We start from the raw sequence: 20,251 nt of genomic DNA on the forward strand, positions 1-20,251 counted from the left end.
GCTTGTTTCGTCAGTTCCGTCTCCCACTCAACCTGCCTCATTTTATTAATGTCACTCATGACAAGTTTTATTTCCCTATTGAATCAGTTAATTCTCTTGAAACGTACTCCACTTTTCTTAGGTCATATCCTTCTGATAGGTAGGTTTTAAGTGACCTATTCATAAAGCAATCCTTTGTTCATCATCAATGGTAATCTTCAAAACTAACCCCCAAAATCTACTAAATTTTTTCAATTAATTGGATGTGTATATTCTTTTGTGTGATTAGTTCTTGTATTTCCGAGATATAGTTGGGATTCATCAGAATAGCATGTGTTATTCCCTTCTGTGCGGCCGTTTCTACATCCGTTATTAAGTGGCCTGTCCCCGGGATATAATTTCCCTGTTTATTGGGGTTTATATCAATAACACATTCAATGATATTACGATTGGGATCAATCAAATTAGCAAAGGTAACACCTTTTGCCCCCGCTCCCCAAATAGCTATTTTATGCTTTTTTTTATGCAACATACTGATATAGCTACGCCAATTAGCAACCATCTTGTTTTCATTTGAAACATAATTATCAATACCCTCCTTGAATTCCATCCAAGAGAATTGAGAAGGGGAAATATTACTTCCATCATTTAAACCATTTAAACTAAGAGTGGCTTCGACCCATAAGTATTGCCGCTCAAAAATATGATTAATTTTTTGTATGATAAAATCAGCTGAAGAAAAAACAGTCCTAATCGAATTTTCATTGAAATATGAACAATGTTCATAAAAGAAATCCCAAAACACCTGATTATCTAATATCCAATTGACACAAGGAGTCTCGAAAAATAATAATACTCCTTCCTTGTTGCGTACCGCTTTACGAATAGTCCTCAATAGGGCAACAGGATCAGAAGTATGTTCAATTACATGTCTACATACTATAACATCAGCATCTATATTCGCATATTTTTCACTATAATAATCTTTTTGAAAAACAAGTTGGCCATCAAGAATTGTATCCTCGCCCCGATAACTAGGATCAAATCCAAACCCGCAATTACCATATGCCTTATTTTCTACTAATCTTTTTAAGAATTCCCCTTGACCACAACCAATTTCAATAATTCGCGAATTTCTAATTTTATAATCTTCTATTATACGATGAACCAAACCATCCACATAGTTATTGAAATAAGTTGAATGAAGCTGGCAATTATCATATGCTTGATCATAAATAATTTTCTTCGCATTAAAATCACGATTATAAACAAACCCACATTTTTCACAAGCGAAAAGCGAGAGTTTTCCTCCTTTAAATTGAGTCGCTCTAGCTTGCTCTGAAATTACTATGTTTTGAAAAACAGGTATTTCATCTCTTGTCAGCAGTGAATAATTTTGTTCTGCACCACACACGGGACATTTTTGTTCCACACTTCATCTCTCCGTTCACGTTAAGCTGCTCAACAGTTAAATACGAATTAGATAAAGGCGACATTCCCAAATCGACCATAGTATCTGTTAACTGGGTACAACAAAATCGACATTTTGATTCTCCCGATCGTGGCTCAATATCTAAAACTCATCTTCAAAAGAGTTTTTATCTTTCACACACCTCTCATGGCTTAAAACCACAGCCTTCCAAACACTTCTTTATCCCATCCACCAAGCCAACCTTTGCCTCCCAGCCGGGCAGCTTAGTGCCAACATACGGTTCCATAACTTCCCGACGGCGGTAGGGCCGCTCTCCCCAGCCGATATTCAGGTGTTTGCCGCTGACCATTTCATATAAACCTGCGATTTCCCGCAAAGAACACAGCCACTCAGGAGCAATGGTGTATGAAGTCAAGTCGCCCTTCGGCAAGTCTTCAACAGTTCGCCCTGCCAGCACAAAGGCATCCACCACATCGTCAATATAGACAAATCCTAAGCGCTGCTCACCGAGCGACATTTTCAGCCGCTCGCCGCTAGAGGCTACACGCTCGAATAATGCAAATAATTTCCCCCTGGGATCATTAGGGCCGTAGGTATCTAATAGCTTCAGGGTAATCATCTTCAAGAATCCAGTTCGGACATAGTAAGAGGCCAGCGTTTCGAAAGCCTGCTTGGTCGCCGCGTACAAATTGACCGGATTATAGGCTTCCTGTTCAAAATGCTGCCAGGCCGTTCCGGTATTGACGAGCTGCCTGACCCCGGTTGCCGCCATAGCTTCCAACAACTGCACGCCAAACAACAGGTTGCCGTTCACTAGTTCCTCTATATCCCGGTTCTCATGCTCGGCCACAAATTTGGCAGCCAGATGAAAAACCACTTCGGGCTGTGCCTTTTGAAAAATTCGTATTATTCCTGCCGTTGTGCCGTCATGCCGGTGAATCACAACTGGTAGATCTTTAATAGCACTTTGCTCTACCTGGGAAGCAATACGGGTAATGATATGGACTTCGACATCATCTTTTAGTAATCGTTTTACCAGATTCGAGCCAATAAAACCGGTAGCTCCGGTTACAAGTACCTTGTTCATGTTATTTCAACTCCGCAATTGCAATAGCTGTTCGTATTCCTTGATCTGCTCCACAGTAAAGGAGAACATATCGCCCGGCGAATCTTCATAATACCTTTTATACCATGCAACTGTCCGCTTAATGGCCTCACGGCAGGAAAAGACCGGGTGCCAACGCAAATATGCCTCAGCTTTGCTGATATCAAGCTTTAACAAAGTCGCTTCATGGGGCTGCTTAAGAGCCTCTGTTTCTACACTTCCCGCTCCCCACTCATCAATTGCTAACCTCAGAATCTCTTCCACCGACAAAACATCAGTATCTCTGGGGCCGAAGTTCCAGGCGCTACCGTACTTTTCCGGCTCAGCCAAGAGCAGCGATCCCAGCATCAGATAACCGGACAGTGGTTCCAACACATGCTGCCACGGGCGGATAGCATGCGGATTTCTGATGTGGATTGGTTTATTGGATACCACTGCCCGGACAAAATCAGGCAGCAAGCGATCTGTCGCCCAGTCGCCACCGCCAATAACATTCCCTGCCCTAGCGGAAGCCAAGCCGATCCCACTGTCGGTGAAAAAACTATTGCGAAAGGCTGACACAACAAGTTCCGTGCAGCCTTTGCTGGCACTATAGGGATCATAGCCGCCAAGGGGGTCGGTTTCCCGATAGCCGTAAACCCATTCCCGGTTTTCATAACATTTGTCGCTTGTAACCACCACAATCGACTTCACTGTTTCGATTTGCCTAGCCGCTTCCAATACATTAACAGTACCCATGACATTGGTCTCGAAGGTCTCCTTAGGCTCAAGGTACGAGTAACGCACCAGCGGCTGCGCGGCTAGGTGAAAGATGACCTCTGGCTTATAGGTTTTACACACCTCCGTCAAGGCGGCCCCGTTGCACACATCTCCTTCGATACTGATAATGTGCCGATCTAGTTTCAAGGCATGAAACATAGACGGTTCCGTCGGCGGCTTAAGGGCATACCCGACAACCCTAGCTCCCAGCGTTGTGAGCCATACCGACAGCCAGGCACCTTTAAAACCACTGCAACCTGTTAGGAATACCGTCCGGCCAGAGTAAACTTTCTTCAAAAGTTCAAAATTCAAGCTACACCCACACCTTCCACGGTGCCTGGCCGCTGTTCCAGTAGTGTTCCAAAGCACCCTTATCCCGTTGCGTGTCCATGCACTGCCAATAGCCATAGTGCTTATACACACCTAGCTTGCCCCCCTGGGTCATACGCTCCAGGGGCTCACGCTCAAATGCCGTGCTATCGCCGTCTATGTAATCGAAAACTCCGGGTTCCAACATCATAAACCCTGCGTTTATCCAATTGGTGTCCTCCTGTGCTTTTTCACGGAAGCCAACAACCAAATTTTTGTTTTCGTCAAGATCTAGTACCCCATAACGTCCGCTTGGCTGCACCGCTGTCAGCGTTGCCATATTCCCACGCTCTTTATGTTCAGCGAGAAGTGCATTCAAGTCGACATTCCCTACGCCGTCGCCATAGGTCAACATAAATGGTTCTTCACCGATGTATTTTTGAATCCGTTTAATTCTGCCACCAGTCTGCGTGTTAAGGCCTGTATCGACAACTGTCACTTTCCATGGTTCAGAAGCATTGGAGTGGACAATCATGTTGCCGCCGTTTGTGAAATCGAAGGTCACATCCGAGCCATGCAGGTAGTAGTCGGCAAAGTATTCCTTAATCACATAGCCCTTGTAGCCGCAGCAGATAATAAATTCATGGAAACCGTAAGCGGAGTAGTATTTCATAATGTGCCATAGAATCGGACGTTCACCGATTTCGATCATCGGCTTGGGCTTCAAATGCGATTCTTCACTGATACGTGTCCCTAGGCCACCCGCCAGGATAACAACCTTCATTGTTGCACTCCTTTCATAACTCCTTAATGAACCAACTTTTTAGCACTTACGGGCAAAAACTTCCATGTAGCCATTGTTTCGTTTAGACATACGGTAGTTAATTAAGGTAAATCCATGTTCTGTAAGCAATCTTTCTAAAGATTGCTTGGAAAAGTAATTTACTATCCTGCCGGATCGTACTGTCCAGCTCTTGTCCTTCATAACTCGGGCGTAGGCGCTGGCAAAGTTGGGGGTTTCGATATAGAGTAAGCCATCTTTATTTAATAGTTCCTCTATTTTTCCTAGAACTGTTTGGGGTTCTGCTAGATTTTCCAATACACAGTCTAGGGAAATTACATCATAGCGGGTATTGCTCTCAAAGTTTTCCAAGGTGCAGTTATAAATGGTGGTATCTAGGGTTTTCTGACTCTGCAGTGCCAGTTGTTCGATTGGCTCAATGCCAACGGCCTCAAAACCATATTCTAAGGCAACGGCAATCAATTTGCCACTACCGCTGCCAATATCCAAAAATAAATTACCTTTCGCTAAGGAACAGATCTCGCTCACGGTGTCCTGATAATGAATTAATTCTTTGGCCATACCTTTAATCATGGAACTTGCTTTTTCCTCTGCCAGTTCGTAGGAAACTTCCTTAGGCCGCTGGGCTGCAAATAAATGGTTGCAAGAGATACAATAACGCCATGCCTTAATGGCAGATTGCTTAGAGGAAAATTCAGGATTTGTAATGGTATTGTAGACTGCATGAAGTTTGGCAAAACTGCCGCAAAGGGGACAATTTTCTACCTGTATCCCTTCCACCGGCTGGTAAATATAATGGCGGTTCTCGTTGGACGGATCGGTTAGTAAGGTCTCGGCAAAGGTTGCGTTTACGATAAAAACCTGTTCGTGACAATATAAGGACATGTCTGGATTCTGTAATCTGGTATAAATTTCTCCTAACCGGTAGTACAGGATGTCTTTTTTAAATTCTTGCTTCAGCAGGCGGAGAATAATGACATGAGCACTAATATCCAAGTCTTTCTCCACATACTCTTCTACCAGGGCAAAGAAATTGTTGAGTACCAATTCCGGTAGTTTTACAGCATCTGGCTTAGTTAACTGACCAAAGGTTTCTTGATTCAATTCTTGTATTTTTTTCAGATCGTCAGTGGTTGAAATATCCCTAACTTTGCCTGTTCTCACCATATCAGCAAAGGCTCTATACTCTTTAAAAATAGGTGCATATTTATCATATAATTTTTGTGCCTTTAGACTAATAAGATTGTCTTGACTAGCTTCACTAATTAGCCTGAGATAAGTAACAATATTACGATCTATATCAATGTCCTTACTTTCCAGGGCTGTTTTAAAGCAATCTACCGCATTGGCATAGTCCTTCACTAAATAATAGCTAAAGGCAAGCAGTTTTTTCATTTGGGTCTTGAAGTGTTCGGATTTAAAGTCTTGTAAGCATTTTTGGGCCAAAGCAATGGTTTTTGTATGATCTTTGTAGGAGACATAACACTCCATGATACCGGCGGCAACTTCCATGGGTTGTTCTGCAAAGAAGCTTTCGAGTTTGGCCAGATCATCGGCTTGTCCCACATAAAACATATACCGATATAACTGCAAGAAGGCTGCAATTTCCTCTTTGGAGGTCTGCTCCAGCGGCTGATCATGCAGATATTTATTGAGAATGGTGGAAAATGCGGGATTTAGAGACGACCTATATTTTTCATAAAGATCGATTCTCTTTTTACATAACATCGCCAGGGCAGCAAAATATCTGTCGTCTTCCTTACCAGCGTTAAAATAGGCGGTCATAGCGGTCTCCACGGCCGCTTCTTCTTGGTTGGCCAAAATCATGGCTACATAGGTGGTTTCATCTTGTCCGTCAAATTCTTGGTTATATTTCATGGCATAGTATAAAAAAACGGTATGCAGCCTGGAAAGCATCAGTTGTTTGGCTAAAAATCCGACATGATCTCTATTCTTGCTATCGTATAAACTATTTAAAAATAGAATGACATCCTCATCAGACTGATTCCGAATCAGCTGTAACAGTTCTTGAAAGGAGCCGTCCTGCAATGGTTTTTCCTGCAGCGATAATACGAGATAGTCAAAAGCTTTATCCTGCTTATGTTTTGCTCTGTAAATCTGGGCCATATACCAATAGGCCTCCGGCAATGACTTGGCAAAGGAATTAATATAAGGCCCTTTATATTCTTTATGCAAGCTGATCGCTTTTTCGAAAAGTTCCAAGGCCTGGTCAAAATCAAAACCAAAGTTGTAATAATGAAGAGCTTTTAAATGATAATGAGACGGTATATCCGGGTATTTTTCTATGGCACTTTCGATATCTGTTAGAATATCTTGGAAAGTAAATCTATCCATGTTATTTTGTTTAATATCAATACCGTGTTCATAAATACTAACAAAAATATTGGCCGATAGAATAACTTGTTCACAATTTTTTTGCCGAAAAAACAGTTCATAAAACTTTAAGGCTTCACTATAATTATTAATTAGCGCATTTTCACGACAGAGGTAAAAATAGGTGGCTGTATCCGCTTTACCTGTTCGATAAATATCGTATAAAATCTCTAAATTTCGGTGTGATTTGCCTACGACTCTCCCCTGGGCATAACCACAGTGATAAATCTCTAATTCCTCCAGGGTAGCCGTGTGGACAGGTTGACCATTTCTTCTGATATCTTCATGTATTTTTCCCACATAATGTACACCGGAACCATTCTTGAGAATTCTGGCGCATGAGTTTTTGGTGCTGATAAAACCAGTCGTTTCATCAATATTGCATAAAGTGGTTTTAATCGCCACTACATCAGGCAGTTTTTCCACTTTGTCCAAGACTTTAAAGATACGGTCGTCATTTAGTTTCGGGACAAACCATTCGTCTGCATCAAGAAATAGGATCCATTCCCCTTGGGCGTGTTGCAGTGCATAGTTTTTGGCTGCGGCAAAATCATTGATCCATTCAAAATGCAGCACCTTGGCGCCTAAGCTTTGGCATATTTCCACCGTATTATCCGTGGAGCCGGTATCTACGATGATAATTTCATCTACCACATCCTTATAACTTTCTATGGATCGGGCGATATTTTTTGCTTCGTTTTTTACGATGGAACAGGCAGATAATCTCATGGTAGTATACCCTCCACATAACTTTTTTGATAAAAAAACGGGGGCTAGGCCCCCGTTTTTTGTTGGCTGGAAATGTATTATCTGAGCAGTTGCAATACGCCTTGGGGCTGTTGGTTGGCTTGAGCCAGCATAGCCTGAGCAGCCTGAGTAAGAATGTTGTTCTTGGTAAACTCCATCATTTCCTTGGCCATATCTACGTCGCGGATACGGCTTTCGGCAGCTGTCAGGTTCTCGGAGGTGGTACCTAGGTTGTTAATGGTGTGCTCTAAACGGTTTTGGTAAGCTCCCATTTTGGAACGTTCCTCAGAGACGGTCTTAATAGCGTTATCAATAACGGTAATGGCTGCAGAAGCCTTTTCGGTAGTACCGATATCCAGGGCTGCTTCATTTAAGTTTTTATCCACACCAGTGGCGCTTACACCAGCCGTCTTGGTAAAGGTAGCCGCCTGGGCACCTTCTTTAATTTGACCGGTAGCAGAAAGATTGGCACCGCCGCTGATACCCAGGGCTTTGGCGCGCATGTCGCGGATATCAATGGCAAAGAATTGCCCTTCGTTGGCACCTACCTGGAAGATCGCTTCAAACTTATTACCGCCGCCACCGCCGGATCCGGCAAAGCCAAAGTAATCTTTGAAGCCTTTTAAGGCCTCTTCACCTGCCCGTGTAGTGTTAAACGTAACGGTATTACCACTATTTTTAACTTCGACCTTCCCGGTAGGATCAGTGTCTTTACCGTAAGATCTTTCGTTAATTTTGTTTTTAAGCGCCGTTGCTAACTCTGAAGCAGTAATATCCTTGAGAGCCTTACTTGCTCCATTATCCATAATATCATTCAACTTAACATATTTGGTGGTAACAGTATCTAGCTTGCTGGCGTCATCGGTGAACACATAGTCAGCACCACCAAAATTAAAGGTTCTGCCGTTTACATCAAAGCCAGTTTTACCGGTAAAATCAAGGGTAGCTTGAGCAGAAGTAGCAGATACCGAGGCACGGCCAACATTATTGGTTTGGATAGAGAAAGTTCTTTCATCAAAGCCTACCGGTACCTCAGAGGTAAACTTAATGGTATCACCTTCGAGAGCAGCATTAGCCGAAATATTTACTTTTCCGTCCGTAAAGCCAACTTTATATAGGCTTGATAATGCAGTACCATCTGCTGACTTATTCTCTGATAGCAATTCTGCAATACTTGCCTTCAAAGCAGATCCAAGTTCAGCGGCAGTTACGTTTTTGCTAGCATTAAATTTAACAAAATAAGACGCACTGTTGCTACCTGCGGCAATACTAGCACTACCTGCAGATAATACTCCAGCACTGGTCTCGGCCTGTAAGGTAATAGTCAGTTTCTTACCGTTAATTTCAAAGGTGAATTGGGCACCGTCTGCCATGTCGGCATCAGCAGCTAAAATACCGTTGGTACCAACAGAGAGATCTACTTGTGCAGTAACGGCTTCCACCTTATTCATACCGCCATGTATAACTGCATTAGGGATAGGACCGCCAGCAGCAGCGGAGGAGGAGGCACTACCACCATTTAGAAGCTTCATGGTGTTAAACTCGGTGGTGTTACTGATTTTGTTAATTTCAGTGGTTAACTGGTTCATTTCGGACTGGATCTTTTCGCGATCGTCGGCAGTGTTGGTGCCGTTAGCAGCCTGAACAGCCAGCTCTTTCATCCGCTGCAGCATGGAGTGGGTTTCTTGCAAAGCACCTTCTGCAGTTTGGATTAAGGAGATACCGTCTTGGGAGTTTCTGTTAGCCTGATCCAAACCGCGGATCTGGCTTCTCATTTTTTCTGAGATCGCCAAACCGGCAGCATCGTCACCGGCTTTGTTAATTCTCATACCGGAAGATAGTTTTTCTAAAGAACGTCCACCTGCGGTGGTGTTGATGTTCAGCTGGCGATAGGTATTCAGCGCAGCTATATTGTGGTTAATTCTCATCCTTCATTCCTCCATGAATCTATATTCTTTACCGCATCCTTGCGATAAAAGCTTATTCCGGTCGGCCGCCCGGATTTGCTTTCTGTTATTTATTTCGGTAGTTTACCGGATAAAGTTTAGGGGTAAATTATGTTTTTTGCATCTAAATTCTAAGTATAGCTATCCAGGTGAAGTCCTCTAGCCCCTTCCAGTTGGGCAGCCAGCTTATCTAATTCCTCCAGGTCGAGTTCTCTTTCCTGACCGGTGGTTTTATCTTTCAGAACTACCCGCAGCCTGGAGGGCGGTTCCTTAACCGCCAGCTGGATAGGGTAGTTGAGGCTATGTGCTAGGTGATTTAAGCGTTCCACTGCTCGGTTTAACTCCGCTTTCAGTTGGTTTTTATCCTGTCCCTGTGCCTGAACCAGGGTTTCCTGCAGGCCAGCCCTGGGCTTACTAGTGTTATCCACGGCTCGAGCCAGATCATTGATAATTAGGGATTGCAGTCCACCGGCACCAACCTTCATATCCCTCACCCACCTTTAACGAACACACATCGGACTCGCCCCTACAGAGTACAATACACATTTCTATAATAGAAAAAAGTAAAATTTATCTTAGGAAATCCAGCAAACTAGATTTTAAAATTTGACTGCCAATAGCCAGGGATGCTTGATAGGTAACGATCTGGTCTGCCACTTCGATAGACAACTTGGGTTTATCGGTATCAGAAATTATGCCCAGGCTGCCCTCCAGTTTAATATTTTGATCCAGCAGTTGATCGCTTAGGGCATCAAAGTGACTATACCGCGCCCCCACAAAGACTCGTTTTTGCATTACTTGGTCAGATACCTTTTGCAGTTCGCCGATACTGGTTTGCATACCTGCTTGATCATTGGCCCGCAGTCGGTCTCTAAAATCAAATAAAGCCTGAAAAACACCGGCATCAACCTTGTAAACATCTCCGGTATACGTGTCCAGGGGCGGCGGCGCAGTTCCCGCAGGTAGCTTAGTGCCTGCCCCGAAGGTACCGGGAACATCGGGGTCGGTTGAGATACCATGAACATTAATGGGGTATTCCGTATGGGCTGCTACTTCCCGTACCACATCGTCCATGAAGCCAGTGAAAAATATTTCGTCTCCGATTCTTTTAAAGGGTGGCGCACCACTATTCGAGCCGGCAAAAATGTATTTAGTGCCTACGGAAGAATTACCTAGATCCACAAGTTGATCAATGGCGCGGTCAATTTGCTCAGCAATGCTTTTTCTGTTATCTTCCTCGTAGGTACCGTTGGCTCCCTGTACTGCAAATTCATAGGCTTTCGTCAAGAGATCCCCTGTAGTGCCAAGCACAGCATCGTTCATACCCATGTAGGATAGACCATCGTCCAAGTTTCTTTGGTATTGCTCATTATAGATCAAGTTACCTTTAATACCTAAAAACTGACCTAAAACGTTGGGGTCATCGCTGGGACGCAACAGGCGTGATTCGGAGGCCAGCTGTTCCTGGCTGCGGGCTACCCTGGCCATATTTTTCTGAATGCTATTAACCATGTTGCTAGTCATATAGTTATTGGTTATACGCACTGCTTACACCCCCATGCGGTTAATAATGACATCTAACATCTCGTTGATGGTGGTTATCATTCTGGCCGAAGCTTGGAAGCCGGATTGGAACTGCATCATTTTCGTTAGTTCTTCATCTGTTTGTACTCCGGAAACGGAATCCCGCAGGTTGGTAATTTGTCTCTTGATGGCTTCCTGGTTACCAGCCATATCGTCGGCGCTTTTGGCACCATTACCCACTTGGGTAACCAACAGACTGTAATAGTCGCTGAAGGTATTATCCTTAAGCGCAGGGATATCTTTGTCCCTCAGTTCCGCGATAAAACGCGCCCGGGAGCCATCTATATTAGTACCAGGATCTTTTCTAATTACATCCTTTACCCCAAAATCACCGTTAACCAAATCCCCTACAAAAAAATCGGGATGTGTCGGAACTGTTTCCGGGTAAGGATTTGTGAGGGGGGGATTCGTTGTATTAATTGTCTCATTGGACTTCTTAATTGAATCCCGCAGGGCGACAGCAATGCTATTTAACTCAATCTTTTGCTGCATAATGATTTGTCTGCTATTTTCTAACCCCAGCAAGGAGCCGAATTCCCCGAACTTGTTGCCAGAGGGTATCTCTTCCTTCTTCGTTAAGTTAATTGATTTCGTAGCAGACAGTCCTAGCCGTATTTCTTTGTTTACAACATCATAGGATAAGGACAGTTTTTCTAGAGTAACAACTGCTTCGGAGCCGTCGTCTTTAAAAACAGTTTCCCCAAAAAACTTTACCTCCAAAGCGCCGTTGGGTTGGCCCTTCGTGCTGCCGTCGTTGATTTGAACGGGTCCGTAATGGCTTAGTTCCTCCAGCAGCACATCTCTTCTGTCTAAAAGATCATTGGGTTGTTGGCCCGCCTCATACACTCTTTGGATGGATTTAGTAACACTGCCAATTTCCGTTAATATAGTATTAATGCGAGTTACCTGGTCAACCAGCATACCGCTTTCAACAGTGGTGCCTGAGATAGTGGCTACACTTCTTTCAATGCTGTCAAGCTGGTTGTAATTAGCTTTCATTAAGGTTGCCAAGGTATGGCCAAGTTCAACCACCGCAGATTTAACTCCTAAATCTGAGGGGTTATTGTTAAGATCCATCCAGCTCTTAAAAAACTCTACAATTTTTTTACTGGTTCCATCATTAGCAGGCTCGGCAAAACAGGCTTCAGCCCGTTGCAACACAGCAATCTGGTCTTCCCAGTAGCCACTGTCGGTATTCGCCTTGCGAACGTTATTATCCAGATATTCATCCTTTATCCGGCGAATATAATCCACCGTGGCACCAGTGCCAAATTGCCCCGGTGTGCAGGAGCTGTTAAGAGTCGGATTGGTGTAGGGATCGGTAGTCCTGATCACCGCTTCCTGCCTGGAATAGCCGGGTGTGCTGGCATTCGCTAAATTTTGCCCTGTTATATCCAAGGCATTCTGGTGAACTGCAACACCTCTGCGGGAAGTTTCCAATCCAAGCCAAGTTCCTATTGCCATATCATACCCACCTTACTTAAATTGATTTATTCATGGTAGAAACAGTTGCCCTTTGCTGCCTAACTTGACCCGTCCCTTGGTAGGTGGTGCCAATGGCTGGCTGCAAAATAGCACGGAACTTCTGTAAAAAAAGCATCCCGTTGTTGCTTAAGGCATTGTTTAGTTGATTCACTGCCGCAAGCTGTTCAAGGTTGCTGTTCATTTCTTGGGCTAATGAAGACAAGCCATTGTCCGAGGGAACGTGGTTCATAAGATGTTTGAGGGTAACGTCCTCGGGCAAAGCAAAGTATTGGGCCAGCTTGGTCTGCAGCGCTTCTCTGGTCCGCTCTTGGGCAGTTAAATTTTCCGCCAGCGCCTGCTGCTGTTTAACTGCTGCCGAGATGGCGGAAATGTCGTTTTCCTGCAGGGCGTGGTTGTGTGCTTTGGCTGCGGTCAGCAGTTCTGTTATTGTTTTGCTTTGTTCTGTCAGTATTTGCTTTAGTTCAAAAAATAAAGACTCCATCTGCACCATCCTTTAAATCTCTTTGTCCAGGAGCCTATCTTGAAGAATGCCGTCTGCAATTTTATAAGCATCCGGCTGGTAGCTGCCGGACTTAATCTCTTTGGTAAGGTTACGCACCAAATCTTGCCGCACTTCAGGCAGATTTTTTAGGGCAATTTCAATTTCTTTTTTAAAGCTTGCTTCTTTAGAAAGCTGCACGGAATCCCCCTGGTTTTGGTTGGCCTGGGTTTTTCCATTGGCGGCTTGATTACGGTTATAAGCCTTGAGTGCATCGGTGGTGGGTTTAAAGCCGGATCCTGACACTTTCATTTACATCACGCCCTTGTTATCTCTCTGTGTTATGTTTATCACATCTCTGTTGTCTCTCTCTGCTATTGTTATCGGCAACTCAAGGTCTTTCTTTATACGATTTATTAAAAAACCGCTTGAATTTCCTGGGCAATTTGTGGTAAAGGTACTATTTTTTTGGCTGCACCCAGATCAACGGCTGCCTTCGGCATACCGTAGACCACACAGGTACTCTCATGTTCTGCGATGGTGGGGCCGCCTTGCTCTTTGATGTTCAGCATACCCTGAGCACCATCCCGGCCCATGCCAGTAAGGAGTACACCAAGGGCTCGACAACCGTAGATTTCGGCAGCGGAATTCATCACCCAATCCACCGAGGGACGGAAGCCACCCGGGGCCAGGGGCTGGCCTTGGTTCGTAAGGGTTACGGTGGCACCACTGCCACGGGAGCGGAAGTTGAGATCAAAACCTGCCGGAGCAACCAGCACCTGGCCGGGTTTCACTTCGTCACCCTCTTCGGCGTGGCGTACAGTGATGGCACTTTTCTTATCTAAATGTTCAGCCATAGATTTAGAAAAACCCACCGGGATGTGTTGGACAATCACCACGCCGGCAGGTAAATTGGCAGGTAGATACGGTATTATTTGCTGTAAGGCAGCAGGTCCACCGGTGGAGCAGCCAATGACCACCAGGTCTATTTTACCGCAAACCTGAGGTCGCCTCACCGGTGTAGTAAGAGCGGGTTTGGGCGGCATGACCGGGGATTTAGGCCGGGGCGGCGGGGGCAGCGTGGTTTTAACCACTCGGCGCAGGGAAACCCTGGCGGCCACCTTTAGCTTGGTTTTTAAATCCTCCACCATTCTGGGGAGGTCTGCTGAGGTGCCGGGCTTAGGCACGAAGTCCACCGCACCGGCAGACAGGGCATCCATGGTGGCCCGGGCACCTTCGTGGGTGTGGGCACTGAGCATCACAGCCGGCGTAGGGCACTCCACCATCATACGGCGCAAAGTACCAATACCGTCCAACTTTGGCATTTCCACATCTAGGGAAACCACATCGGGTTTGAGGGTTTTGATGAGTTGCAGAGCTTCCAGGCCGTCGGCAGCAGTGCCCACTACTTTGATGTCCTTGTCTTCCTCCAGCAGGCGGCTAATCAGCCGCCGCATAAGGGAGGAATCATCTACGACAAGGACCTTAACCGGCAGCATAGGCTGCCTCCTCGGCCCCCAGATCTTTCACCAAACCTCGCACATCCACAATCAGGGCTACTTTACCATCGCCCAGGATGCAGGCACCGGATAAGCCGTGTACTTGACCCAGGTAATCACCGAGGGATTTAATAACAATTTCCTGTTCACCCATAAGTTTATCCACTACCACAGCAATGCGTTTATCGCCGGAGCCCAGAATCACCACAAACATTTTGCTGTCTTCGGCACAATCGGCACAATTGAACATCCGTCCCAAGCGGGCCAGAGGTAGAATGCGATCCCGCACCACAATAACTTCACTGTTGCGAATGCGGCGAACATCTTGATCGGTAATGCGGATGGTTTCTGATACATTGGTTAAGGGGAAAGCATAGACTTGCTTGCCCAGAGTAATCATTAAGGCGCGAATAATGGCCAGTGTCAGGGGCAGACGGATGGTAATGGTGGTACCTGCACCAAGTCTGGTGTCCATCTCTACGATACCATTGATTTGCTCAATGGCGGTATTCACCACATCCATACCAACACCTCGGCCCGAGAGGTCACTGACTGCATTATTTTTGGTGGAGAGGCCAGCCCTGAAAATAAGTTGCAGCGCTTCCCGGTCACTCATGCGATCGGCGGTTTCACGATCTACAAAATCCATTTCTACCGCTTTATTTCTAATCTTGTTGGCATCGATACCCCGGCCGTCATCCTGTACGGTAATGACGATGTGGCTTTCCGCGTAGGAGGCTTTTAGCAGCAGGGTACCCATGGCAGGTTTGCCCGCGGCCAGCCGCTCCTCCGGTGTTTCAATGCCGTGGTCGATGGAGTTGCGTATGAGGTGGATTAGGGGATCGCCAATCACTTCAATAACGTTGCGATCCAGTTCCGTTTCTTTCCCTTCCACCACAAAGTCAATTTCTTTATTCAGCTTCTGGGCGGTATCCCGTACCATCCGAGGAAAGCGATTAAATAGCTGGGCCACCGGCAACATGCGGGCCTTCATAATTTGCTCTTGTAAATCGCCGGTAACTTGACCTAAATGATTAGAAATCTCGTTAATGGATTCTACCAGATCATCAGAACCAAAACGGGATTCAAAAATTTCGGCAAAGCGATTAAGGCGGGTACGGTCGATGACCAGCTCGCCTACCAGGTTCATCAGATTATCCAGTTTGGTAACATCCACCCGAACGGTTTTAACAGCCTTTTTCTCTGAAGATTCCTGTTGTTTAGCTATGCCGTTTTCCTGGACTACCGGGACAGTTCCCACGGCTTCCTTGACAACAGCCTTTTCAACATAGGATTCCACTTGCTGCAGTACCACTGGCTGCACATCCGCATCGGCTACTTCCGAAATGGTAATCATTAAGTTTTTGATGCGATCGGCATCTTCCTTGGTAATAAGTACCACCTGAAAGCCAACATCGTATTTACCATCCTGGATTTCTTCGACAGGGGGTTCACTTTTGAGAATTTCTCCGTTTTGTTGGAGGGTTTCAAAAACCAAGAAAGCCCGTACGTTTTTCATCTGGCAGTCTCGGTCAATATCGATAGCCACCCGGAAGCATTGGTAACCCCTTAGCTCTGCTTCCCGGATAACATTTTCCTCTACATCACCAATCTCAATCCAGCCACGATCCGGTGCAACTTCATTAACAGGGGTGGTTGCTTGGCTAGCCTCCGGAGTTTCGTTATGCTGAGCCTGCCCCCCTCCTTCTACAAAAGCTTTGATTTTCCCAACTACGGAAGAGGTGTCCACAGCCGGGCCATCCCCGGTCACTTCATCCTTCAAAGCCTTCAAGGTATCCAGAGCCTCAAAAAGCACATTAACCATGACGGAAGTCACATGAATTTCGCCATGGCGGATCTTATCAAATAGATTTTCCATTTCGTGAGTGAGACTGGCCATCCCTTGGTAGCCCATAATCCCCGAGGAGCCCTTAATGGTATGAGCTGCCCGGAAAATCTCCTGGATGATATCAGGGTTTCCTTCATCCCGCTCCAAGGCCAGCAGTCCGTCGTTAATAACTTGTATTTTTTCTTCCAGCTCATCTATAAAAACACCAATTTCAAGATCTGAAAACATGTTCGTACCTCCTAGGCTTAGGCGCCAAAATTAGCCTGCATAAGTTGGTCCTTTTCTTCCTCCAGTAAGACCCTGTTTTGATCCAACAAGATAATCAGTCGTTGTTCTAAGACAGCAATACCCCTTAGGTAGGCAGCATCCACACCATTGACCACCGGTGGAGGTGGTTCGATGGTGGTAAGAGGAATCCGCAACACTTCTTGTACGGAGTCTACGATCATGCCGATGGTCTGCCCGGATACTTCCACAATGATAATGCGGCTGGCCTGGGTGCGCTGGCTTTGACCCAAACCGAAACGCAGCCCAAGGTCAATAACAGGAATAATGCGCCCCCGCAGGTTGATAACTCCCTCCACAAAATGAGGGGTGCGTGGAATGCTCGTAATAGTTTCCATACGAATAATTTCATAAACGGAATTAATATCTACCCCGTAAACTTGCTCCATTAGTTGAAATACGACTATTTGTTCTTCCTGTGCACTCAGCACGTTATTAGCCACTGGGGATCACTCCTTTTTGTCCATTGGTATTGACATACTCTTGATAATCGCCTCAGGCTCCACTTCCTGGAACTTGGTTCTTAAAACAATTATATCAACCCGCCGGTTCTGTTGGCGGTTGGCATCCGTATCGTTAGGCATCCTGGGGCGATACTCTCCATAGCCAGTGGCCGAAAGTCTATCCGGCGGTATAGAGCTAAACTGAATTAGCCGGTGAACTACTGTGGCAGAACGGGCTAAGGACAACTCCCAGTTGGAAGGGAATCTGCCGGTACGGATAGGCAGATTATCGGTGTGTCCTTCTACCCGGATGTAGTTCGGGGTTTGGTGTAAAATAGCCCCAACCGTATCCACAATCTCCCTGGAGAAATTATTTAAAGCATCACTGCCTAAAGGGAAAAGCACCACATCCTGAAAGCTTACCACAACCCCTCTTTCTTCAATGGTTACGGTTACTTTGCCGGCTAAGCCTTGCTGATTGACGTACTCCTCAATCTGTTTTTTGATTCTTTCCATACTTTCCTGTTCGGCTTTTTCCAAGCCGGCTTCCAGTTCCTTAGCTTCGCCCACTCCGGGCACAATAGATGGCCCGCCATTATCCAGGATGCTTTGACTGCCCCCCATGCTTTTCGATAGGGAAGCGGCAATGGCATGGTATTTGTTGGCATCTATCTTACTCAAAGTATACATCACAATGAAGAAGATTAGTAGTAGGGTAATTAGGTCAGAGTAGGTAATTAACCATCTCTCGTGGTTTTGCTTTTCGCCCTCTTCGCCCCGTCTTTTCATTTTATTCTTCCTCTCCTACGGGTTGTTTGAATTGAGCCGGCTTAATAAAGGCATTCAGTCTTTCCCGAATAATCGTAGGGTTATAGCCCGCCTGCAAAGCCAGGATGCCTTCAATCATCATTTCCCTCATAATTAGTTCTTTTTTGCTGAGGTTCTTTAATTTGGAACCAATGGGTAGCCAGAAAATGTTGGCCGAACCAACACCGTAGAGGGTGGCAATAAAGGCCATGGCGATGGCTGGTCCCAAGCTGTCCGGGTCGGACAAACTACCCAACACATGCACCAAACCCATAACAGTACCGATAATGCCCATAGTAGGAGCATAGCCACCGGCTGCTTCAAAAATATGTACACCTACCTGATGCCTTTCGTAGGAAGCGTAAACCTCGGTTTCTAAAATACTGCGAACCATCTCCGGGTCGGTACCATCCACCACCAATTGCATCCCTTTGCGGAGAAATAAATCTTCAACCGTATCTAACTGACTGTCGAGATAAAGCAAACCTTCCCGGCGGGCTTTCTCTGACAGTTCCACAATTAAGTTAATGGTTTCGGTAAAATCCGGTATTTTTTTAGCAACGGCTGTTTGGATTAGTCTGGGGATAGACAAAACCTCATGGGTAGAGAAAGCAACCACCGTGGCACCGATGGTGCCACCAATTACGATAATAAAGGCACTTGGGGATAAAAGAGCACTGGCATGACCGCCTTCCATAAGAAAACCACCAACCAGGCAGATAAAAGCAAGTAATAGTCCCACCGGGGTCATAATTTCCAATCAAGTCACATCCTCATAAAAAATCAGTTAAATTTGACAAATTAGAACTCGTGTAATTTTACGACTTATTGCCCCCAAAATCCTGCATTAAGAGTTTTTTTAAGAAGAAGTTAGTAAATTTTTAATATTTTCCCTGGTAATTTTGTTATACCTACATTGAAACAATACGTATCCCCTTTCTTCATGTATAATGTAATGAAATTACCGGAAGGTCTGGTAACCTTGATTCTTTCCCTGATAGCAGCAGCACAGGATCTACACCCAGCGTCCCTTATGTAATAAATCGGCAGTTATGTTCGATATCTTAAGGGCAAACGGTCCTGTTTCCGTCACCCTGGCCAACAACTGTATAACAAGTACTCTCCGTGACTAATGGCCGGTGTTGATCTTAGGCCAAAAATTAGATAATATATAGGTGGGTTCTATACGATAGTAATAGCAGACTTCTTGGATTGGAAGTCTGTTTTTAGTTGGCTTCCGCCGGCGTCTCAAGACTTGGCGCAAGCCAAGTTTTTCTAAGAGAGGTGTTTTCCTTTGAAAACCTGGTTTGTGGAAGATGCAGGCGGCGGCTGCCAAGCCTTTGGTGAAGTGGTAGTGCTTGTCTGCGAAGAAACCGGTGAGATTTATTCTGCCAGGGTTCCTGTTACCTGGAATAATAAAATGAGCTGGGAAGAATTGGTCTGCCAACTGATGGTGGAGCTGATGCAGCAAGCGGGGGCAACCAAAGAAGATCAGTATTTGGTTTGCTCCGGCAATATTTTTCATACGTATCATAAATGGCTTAGTGAGCAGGGTTACAACTGGCAAACTCACAAAATGGACGGGCTTGCCCACGATGCGGCAGAAAGTTCCTTTCACCAGATGGTGGTGGAGGCGGGATTTCCGGAACATATCAAGCTGATTGAGCGGGATTACCGTAGTTATTATACAGATATTGAAAAATGGGTATCTTTGCATCCCGAGAGGAAAAAGCAATACTGGAAGGATCGGGAGGTACGTAAGAAACCGGCCCTGCCGAGGTATCTGTTAAAAAGCACCATGAATAAGGCTAGAGTCTGCTATGGTTGTAATGCAGTAATTCCCCCCTTTAGCCCCGTTGTGGAGTTAAAGTTCCGTAAGGACGGGCGAAAGTTTAGATATTTTTTTCATCCCGAGTGCTGTCCCGTACAACCGCTCAAGTCCACCTTGCATCAAATAGAAGTGGCTTGGCAGGAGCAGACGTTAACAGGCATTCTTGTTCCCTGCCCCGAGGAAGTCCCCTGTGCCATTTGTGATCAACTGCTGGAGCCAGGAAAAAAGGCTTTTTACGCTTACCATAAGAATGAATTAATTTGCGGCCATCCGGAATGTTTTAAAGGCACCCCTTAGGGGGTGCCTCAGGCTGTTGAGAAAGCCAATGATAGTAGATATTTAAAGATAAGTAGTCCTAAACCATGAAAATCAAAGGTTTAGGGCTGTTTTTATGGTATAATGGAAGAAAATGCAAAATTGTAGGTGGTAAAAATACTAACCTCAAATGACAAGACTCAAAGCAGTTTTGAATTTGTTTGTATTGAAGAATTAGTTCCTCAAAACCATTTACTACGAA

The 20,251-nt window shown here is 45.3% G+C and carries 18 protein-coding genes; 1 reads left to right on the top strand and 17 read right to left on the bottom strand.

Translation table 11 applies throughout. The features are described 5' to 3' along the window. Positions 1-220: 220 nt before the first annotated feature. The 17 genes from BUA78_RS06955 to BUA78_RS07035 all read right to left on the bottom strand — a co-directional run bounded on the left by BUA78_RS06955 (position 221) and on the right by BUA78_RS07035 (position 18,663). Positions 221-1,411, bottom strand: coding sequence for a methyltransferase domain-containing protein (locus tag BUA78_RS06955; protein WP_072912438.1), 1,191 nt, complete (start codon positions 1,409-1,411; stop codon positions 221-223). Then, positions 1,350-1,550, bottom strand: coding sequence for a hypothetical protein (locus tag BUA78_RS21040; RefSeq protein ID WP_139257282.1), 201 nt, complete (start codon positions 1,548-1,550; stop codon positions 1,350-1,352). The genes BUA78_RS06955 and BUA78_RS21040 overlap by 62 nt, the downstream gene beginning before the upstream one ends. Positions 1,551-1,595: 45 nt before the next feature. Next, entirely contained in the window at positions 1,596-2,498 is a 903-nt protein-coding gene (locus BUA78_RS06965; protein ID WP_072912440.1) for an NAD-dependent epimerase/dehydratase family protein, read from the bottom strand. A 6-nt stretch (positions 2,499-2,504) separates the two neighbouring features. Next, positions 2,505-3,587 (bottom strand): CDP-glucose 4,6-dehydratase, encoded by a 1,083-nt coding sequence (gene rfbG / locus BUA78_RS06970; RefSeq protein WP_072912442.1) that lies wholly within the window; start codon positions 3,585-3,587, stop codon positions 2,505-2,507. 1 nt (position 3,588) lies between these two features. Next, the gene (gene rfbF, locus BUA78_RS06975) at positions 3,589-4,368 is read right to left on the bottom strand and encodes a glucose-1-phosphate cytidylyltransferase (RefSeq protein ID WP_072912444.1); all 780 of its coding nucleotides are present in this window, start codon (positions 4,366-4,368) and stop codon (positions 3,589-3,591) included. Positions 4,369-4,407: 39 nt separating this feature from the next. Further along, entirely contained in the window at positions 4,408-7,509 is a 3,102-nt protein-coding gene (locus tag BUA78_RS06980) for a glycosyltransferase (RefSeq protein ID WP_072912446.1), read from the bottom strand. Between the two features lie 77 nt (positions 7,510-7,586). Further along, positions 7,587-9,455 (bottom strand): flagellin N-terminal helical domain-containing protein, encoded by a 1,869-nt coding sequence (locus BUA78_RS20815; RefSeq protein WP_072912448.1) that lies wholly within the window; start codon positions 9,453-9,455, stop codon positions 7,587-7,589. Positions 9,456-9,604: 149 nt separating this feature from the next. Then, positions 9,605-9,958 carry a flagellar protein FlaG gene (locus tag BUA78_RS06990; protein ID WP_072912450.1) on the bottom strand — a complete coding sequence of 118 codons (354 nt, stop codon included), beginning with the start codon at positions 9,956-9,958 and terminating at the stop codon, positions 9,605-9,607. A gap of 85 nt (positions 9,959-10,043) precedes the next feature. Then, complete coding sequence (gene flgL / locus BUA78_RS06995; protein ID WP_084082336.1) at positions 10,044-11,018, bottom strand: flagellar hook-associated protein FlgL; 975 nt, start codon at positions 11,016-11,018, stop codon at positions 10,044-10,046. 3 nt (positions 11,019-11,021) lie between these two features. Then, positions 11,022-12,521: a flagellar hook-associated protein FlgK gene (gene flgK / locus BUA78_RS07000; RefSeq protein ID WP_072912452.1), complete on the bottom strand. Its 1,500-nt coding sequence runs from the start codon at positions 12,519-12,521 to the stop codon at positions 11,022-11,024. A 16-nt stretch (positions 12,522-12,537) separates the two neighbouring features. After that, entirely contained in the window at positions 12,538-13,023 is a 486-nt protein-coding gene (locus tag BUA78_RS07005; RefSeq protein WP_175548983.1) for a flagellar protein FlgN, read from the bottom strand. 12 nt (positions 13,024-13,035) lie between these two features. Further along, the gene (gene flgM / locus BUA78_RS07010; RefSeq protein WP_072912456.1) at positions 13,036-13,332 is read right to left on the bottom strand and encodes a flagellar biosynthesis anti-sigma factor FlgM; all 297 of its coding nucleotides are present in this window, start codon (positions 13,330-13,332) and stop codon (positions 13,036-13,038) included. A gap of 104 nt (positions 13,333-13,436) precedes the next feature. After that, a complete protein-coding gene (locus BUA78_RS07015) occupies positions 13,437-14,519 on the bottom strand; it encodes a protein-glutamate methylesterase/protein-glutamine glutaminase (protein WP_072912459.1) in 1,083 nt (360 codons plus the stop codon). After that, entirely contained in the window at positions 14,506-16,596 is a 2,091-nt protein-coding gene (locus tag BUA78_RS07020) for a chemotaxis protein CheA (protein ID WP_072912462.1), read from the bottom strand. Before BUA78_RS07020 ends, BUA78_RS07015 begins: the two co-directional genes overlap by 14 nt. Before the next feature lie 17 nt (positions 16,597-16,613). Next, on the bottom strand, positions 16,614-17,096 hold the full coding sequence (locus BUA78_RS07025) for a chemotaxis protein CheW (RefSeq protein ID WP_072912465.1): 483 nt from the start codon (positions 17,094-17,096) through the stop codon (positions 16,614-16,616). A 6-nt stretch (positions 17,097-17,102) separates the two neighbouring features. Beyond that, the gene (locus BUA78_RS07030) at positions 17,103-17,885 is read right to left on the bottom strand and encodes a flagellar motor protein MotB (protein WP_072912468.1); all 783 of its coding nucleotides are present in this window, start codon (positions 17,883-17,885) and stop codon (positions 17,103-17,105) included. Position 17,886: 1 nt separating this feature from the next. Continuing rightward, positions 17,887-18,663, bottom strand: coding sequence for a flagellar motor protein (locus BUA78_RS07035; protein ID WP_072912471.1), 777 nt, complete (start codon positions 18,661-18,663; stop codon positions 17,887-17,889). A 534-nt stretch (positions 18,664-19,197) separates the two neighbouring features. Between BUA78_RS07035 and BUA78_RS07040 the strand changes: the two genes are divergently transcribed. Continuing rightward, positions 19,198-20,031, top strand: a complete 834-nt coding sequence (locus tag BUA78_RS07040) for a hypothetical protein (protein WP_072912474.1) — start codon at positions 19,198-19,200, stop codon at positions 20,029-20,031. Positions 20,032-20,251: the final 220 nt, after the last annotated feature.

Origin of the sequence: Desulforamulus aeronauticus DSM 10349, assembly GCF_900142375.1 — a bacterium.
In the GTDB taxonomy this organism is placed as follows: domain Bacteria; phylum Bacillota; class Desulfotomaculia; order Desulfotomaculales; family Desulfotomaculaceae; genus Desulfotomaculum; species Desulfotomaculum aeronauticum.

Excerpts from the sequence above, each read along its gene's own strand:
- BUA78_RS06990 (WP_072912450.1), bottom strand. The coding sequence starts at position 9,958 with ATGAAGGTTGGTGCCGGTGGACTGCAATCCCTAATTATCAATGATCTG.
- BUA78_RS20815 (WP_072912448.1), bottom strand. The coding sequence starts at position 9,455 with ATGAGAATTAACCACAATATAGCTGCGCTGAATACCTATCGCCAGCTG.
- rfbF (WP_072912444.1), bottom strand. The coding sequence starts at position 4,368 with ATGAAGGTTGTTATCCTGGCGGGTGGCCTAGGGACACGTATCAGTGAA.
- BUA78_RS07030 (WP_072912468.1), bottom strand. The coding sequence starts at position 17,885 with ATGAAAAGACGGGGCGAAGAGGGCGAAAAGCAAAACCACGAGAGATGG.
- BUA78_RS06965 (WP_072912440.1), bottom strand. The coding sequence starts at position 2,498 with ATGAACAAGGTACTTGTAACCGGAGCTACCGGTTTTATTGGCTCGAAT.
- flgM (WP_072912456.1), bottom strand. The coding sequence starts at position 13,332 with ATGAAAGTGTCAGGATCCGGCTTTAAACCCACCACCGATGCACTCAAG.
- BUA78_RS07020 (WP_072912462.1), bottom strand. The coding sequence starts at position 16,596 with ATGTTTTCAGATCTTGAAATTGGTGTTTTTATAGATGAGCTGGAAGAA.
- flgK (WP_072912452.1), bottom strand. The coding sequence starts at position 12,521 with ATGGCAATAGGAACTTGGCTTGGATTGGAAACTTCCCGCAGAGGTGTT.
- BUA78_RS07015 (WP_072912459.1), bottom strand. The coding sequence starts at position 14,519 with ATGCTGCCGGTTAAGGTCCTTGTCGTAGATGATTCCTCCCTTATGCGG.
- BUA78_RS07005 (WP_175548983.1), bottom strand. The coding sequence starts at position 13,023 with ATGGAGTCTTTATTTTTTGAACTAAAGCAAATACTGACAGAACAAAGC.
- BUA78_RS06980 (WP_072912446.1), bottom strand. The coding sequence starts at position 7,509 with ATGAGATTATCTGCCTGTTCCATCGTAAAAAACGAAGCAAAAAATATC.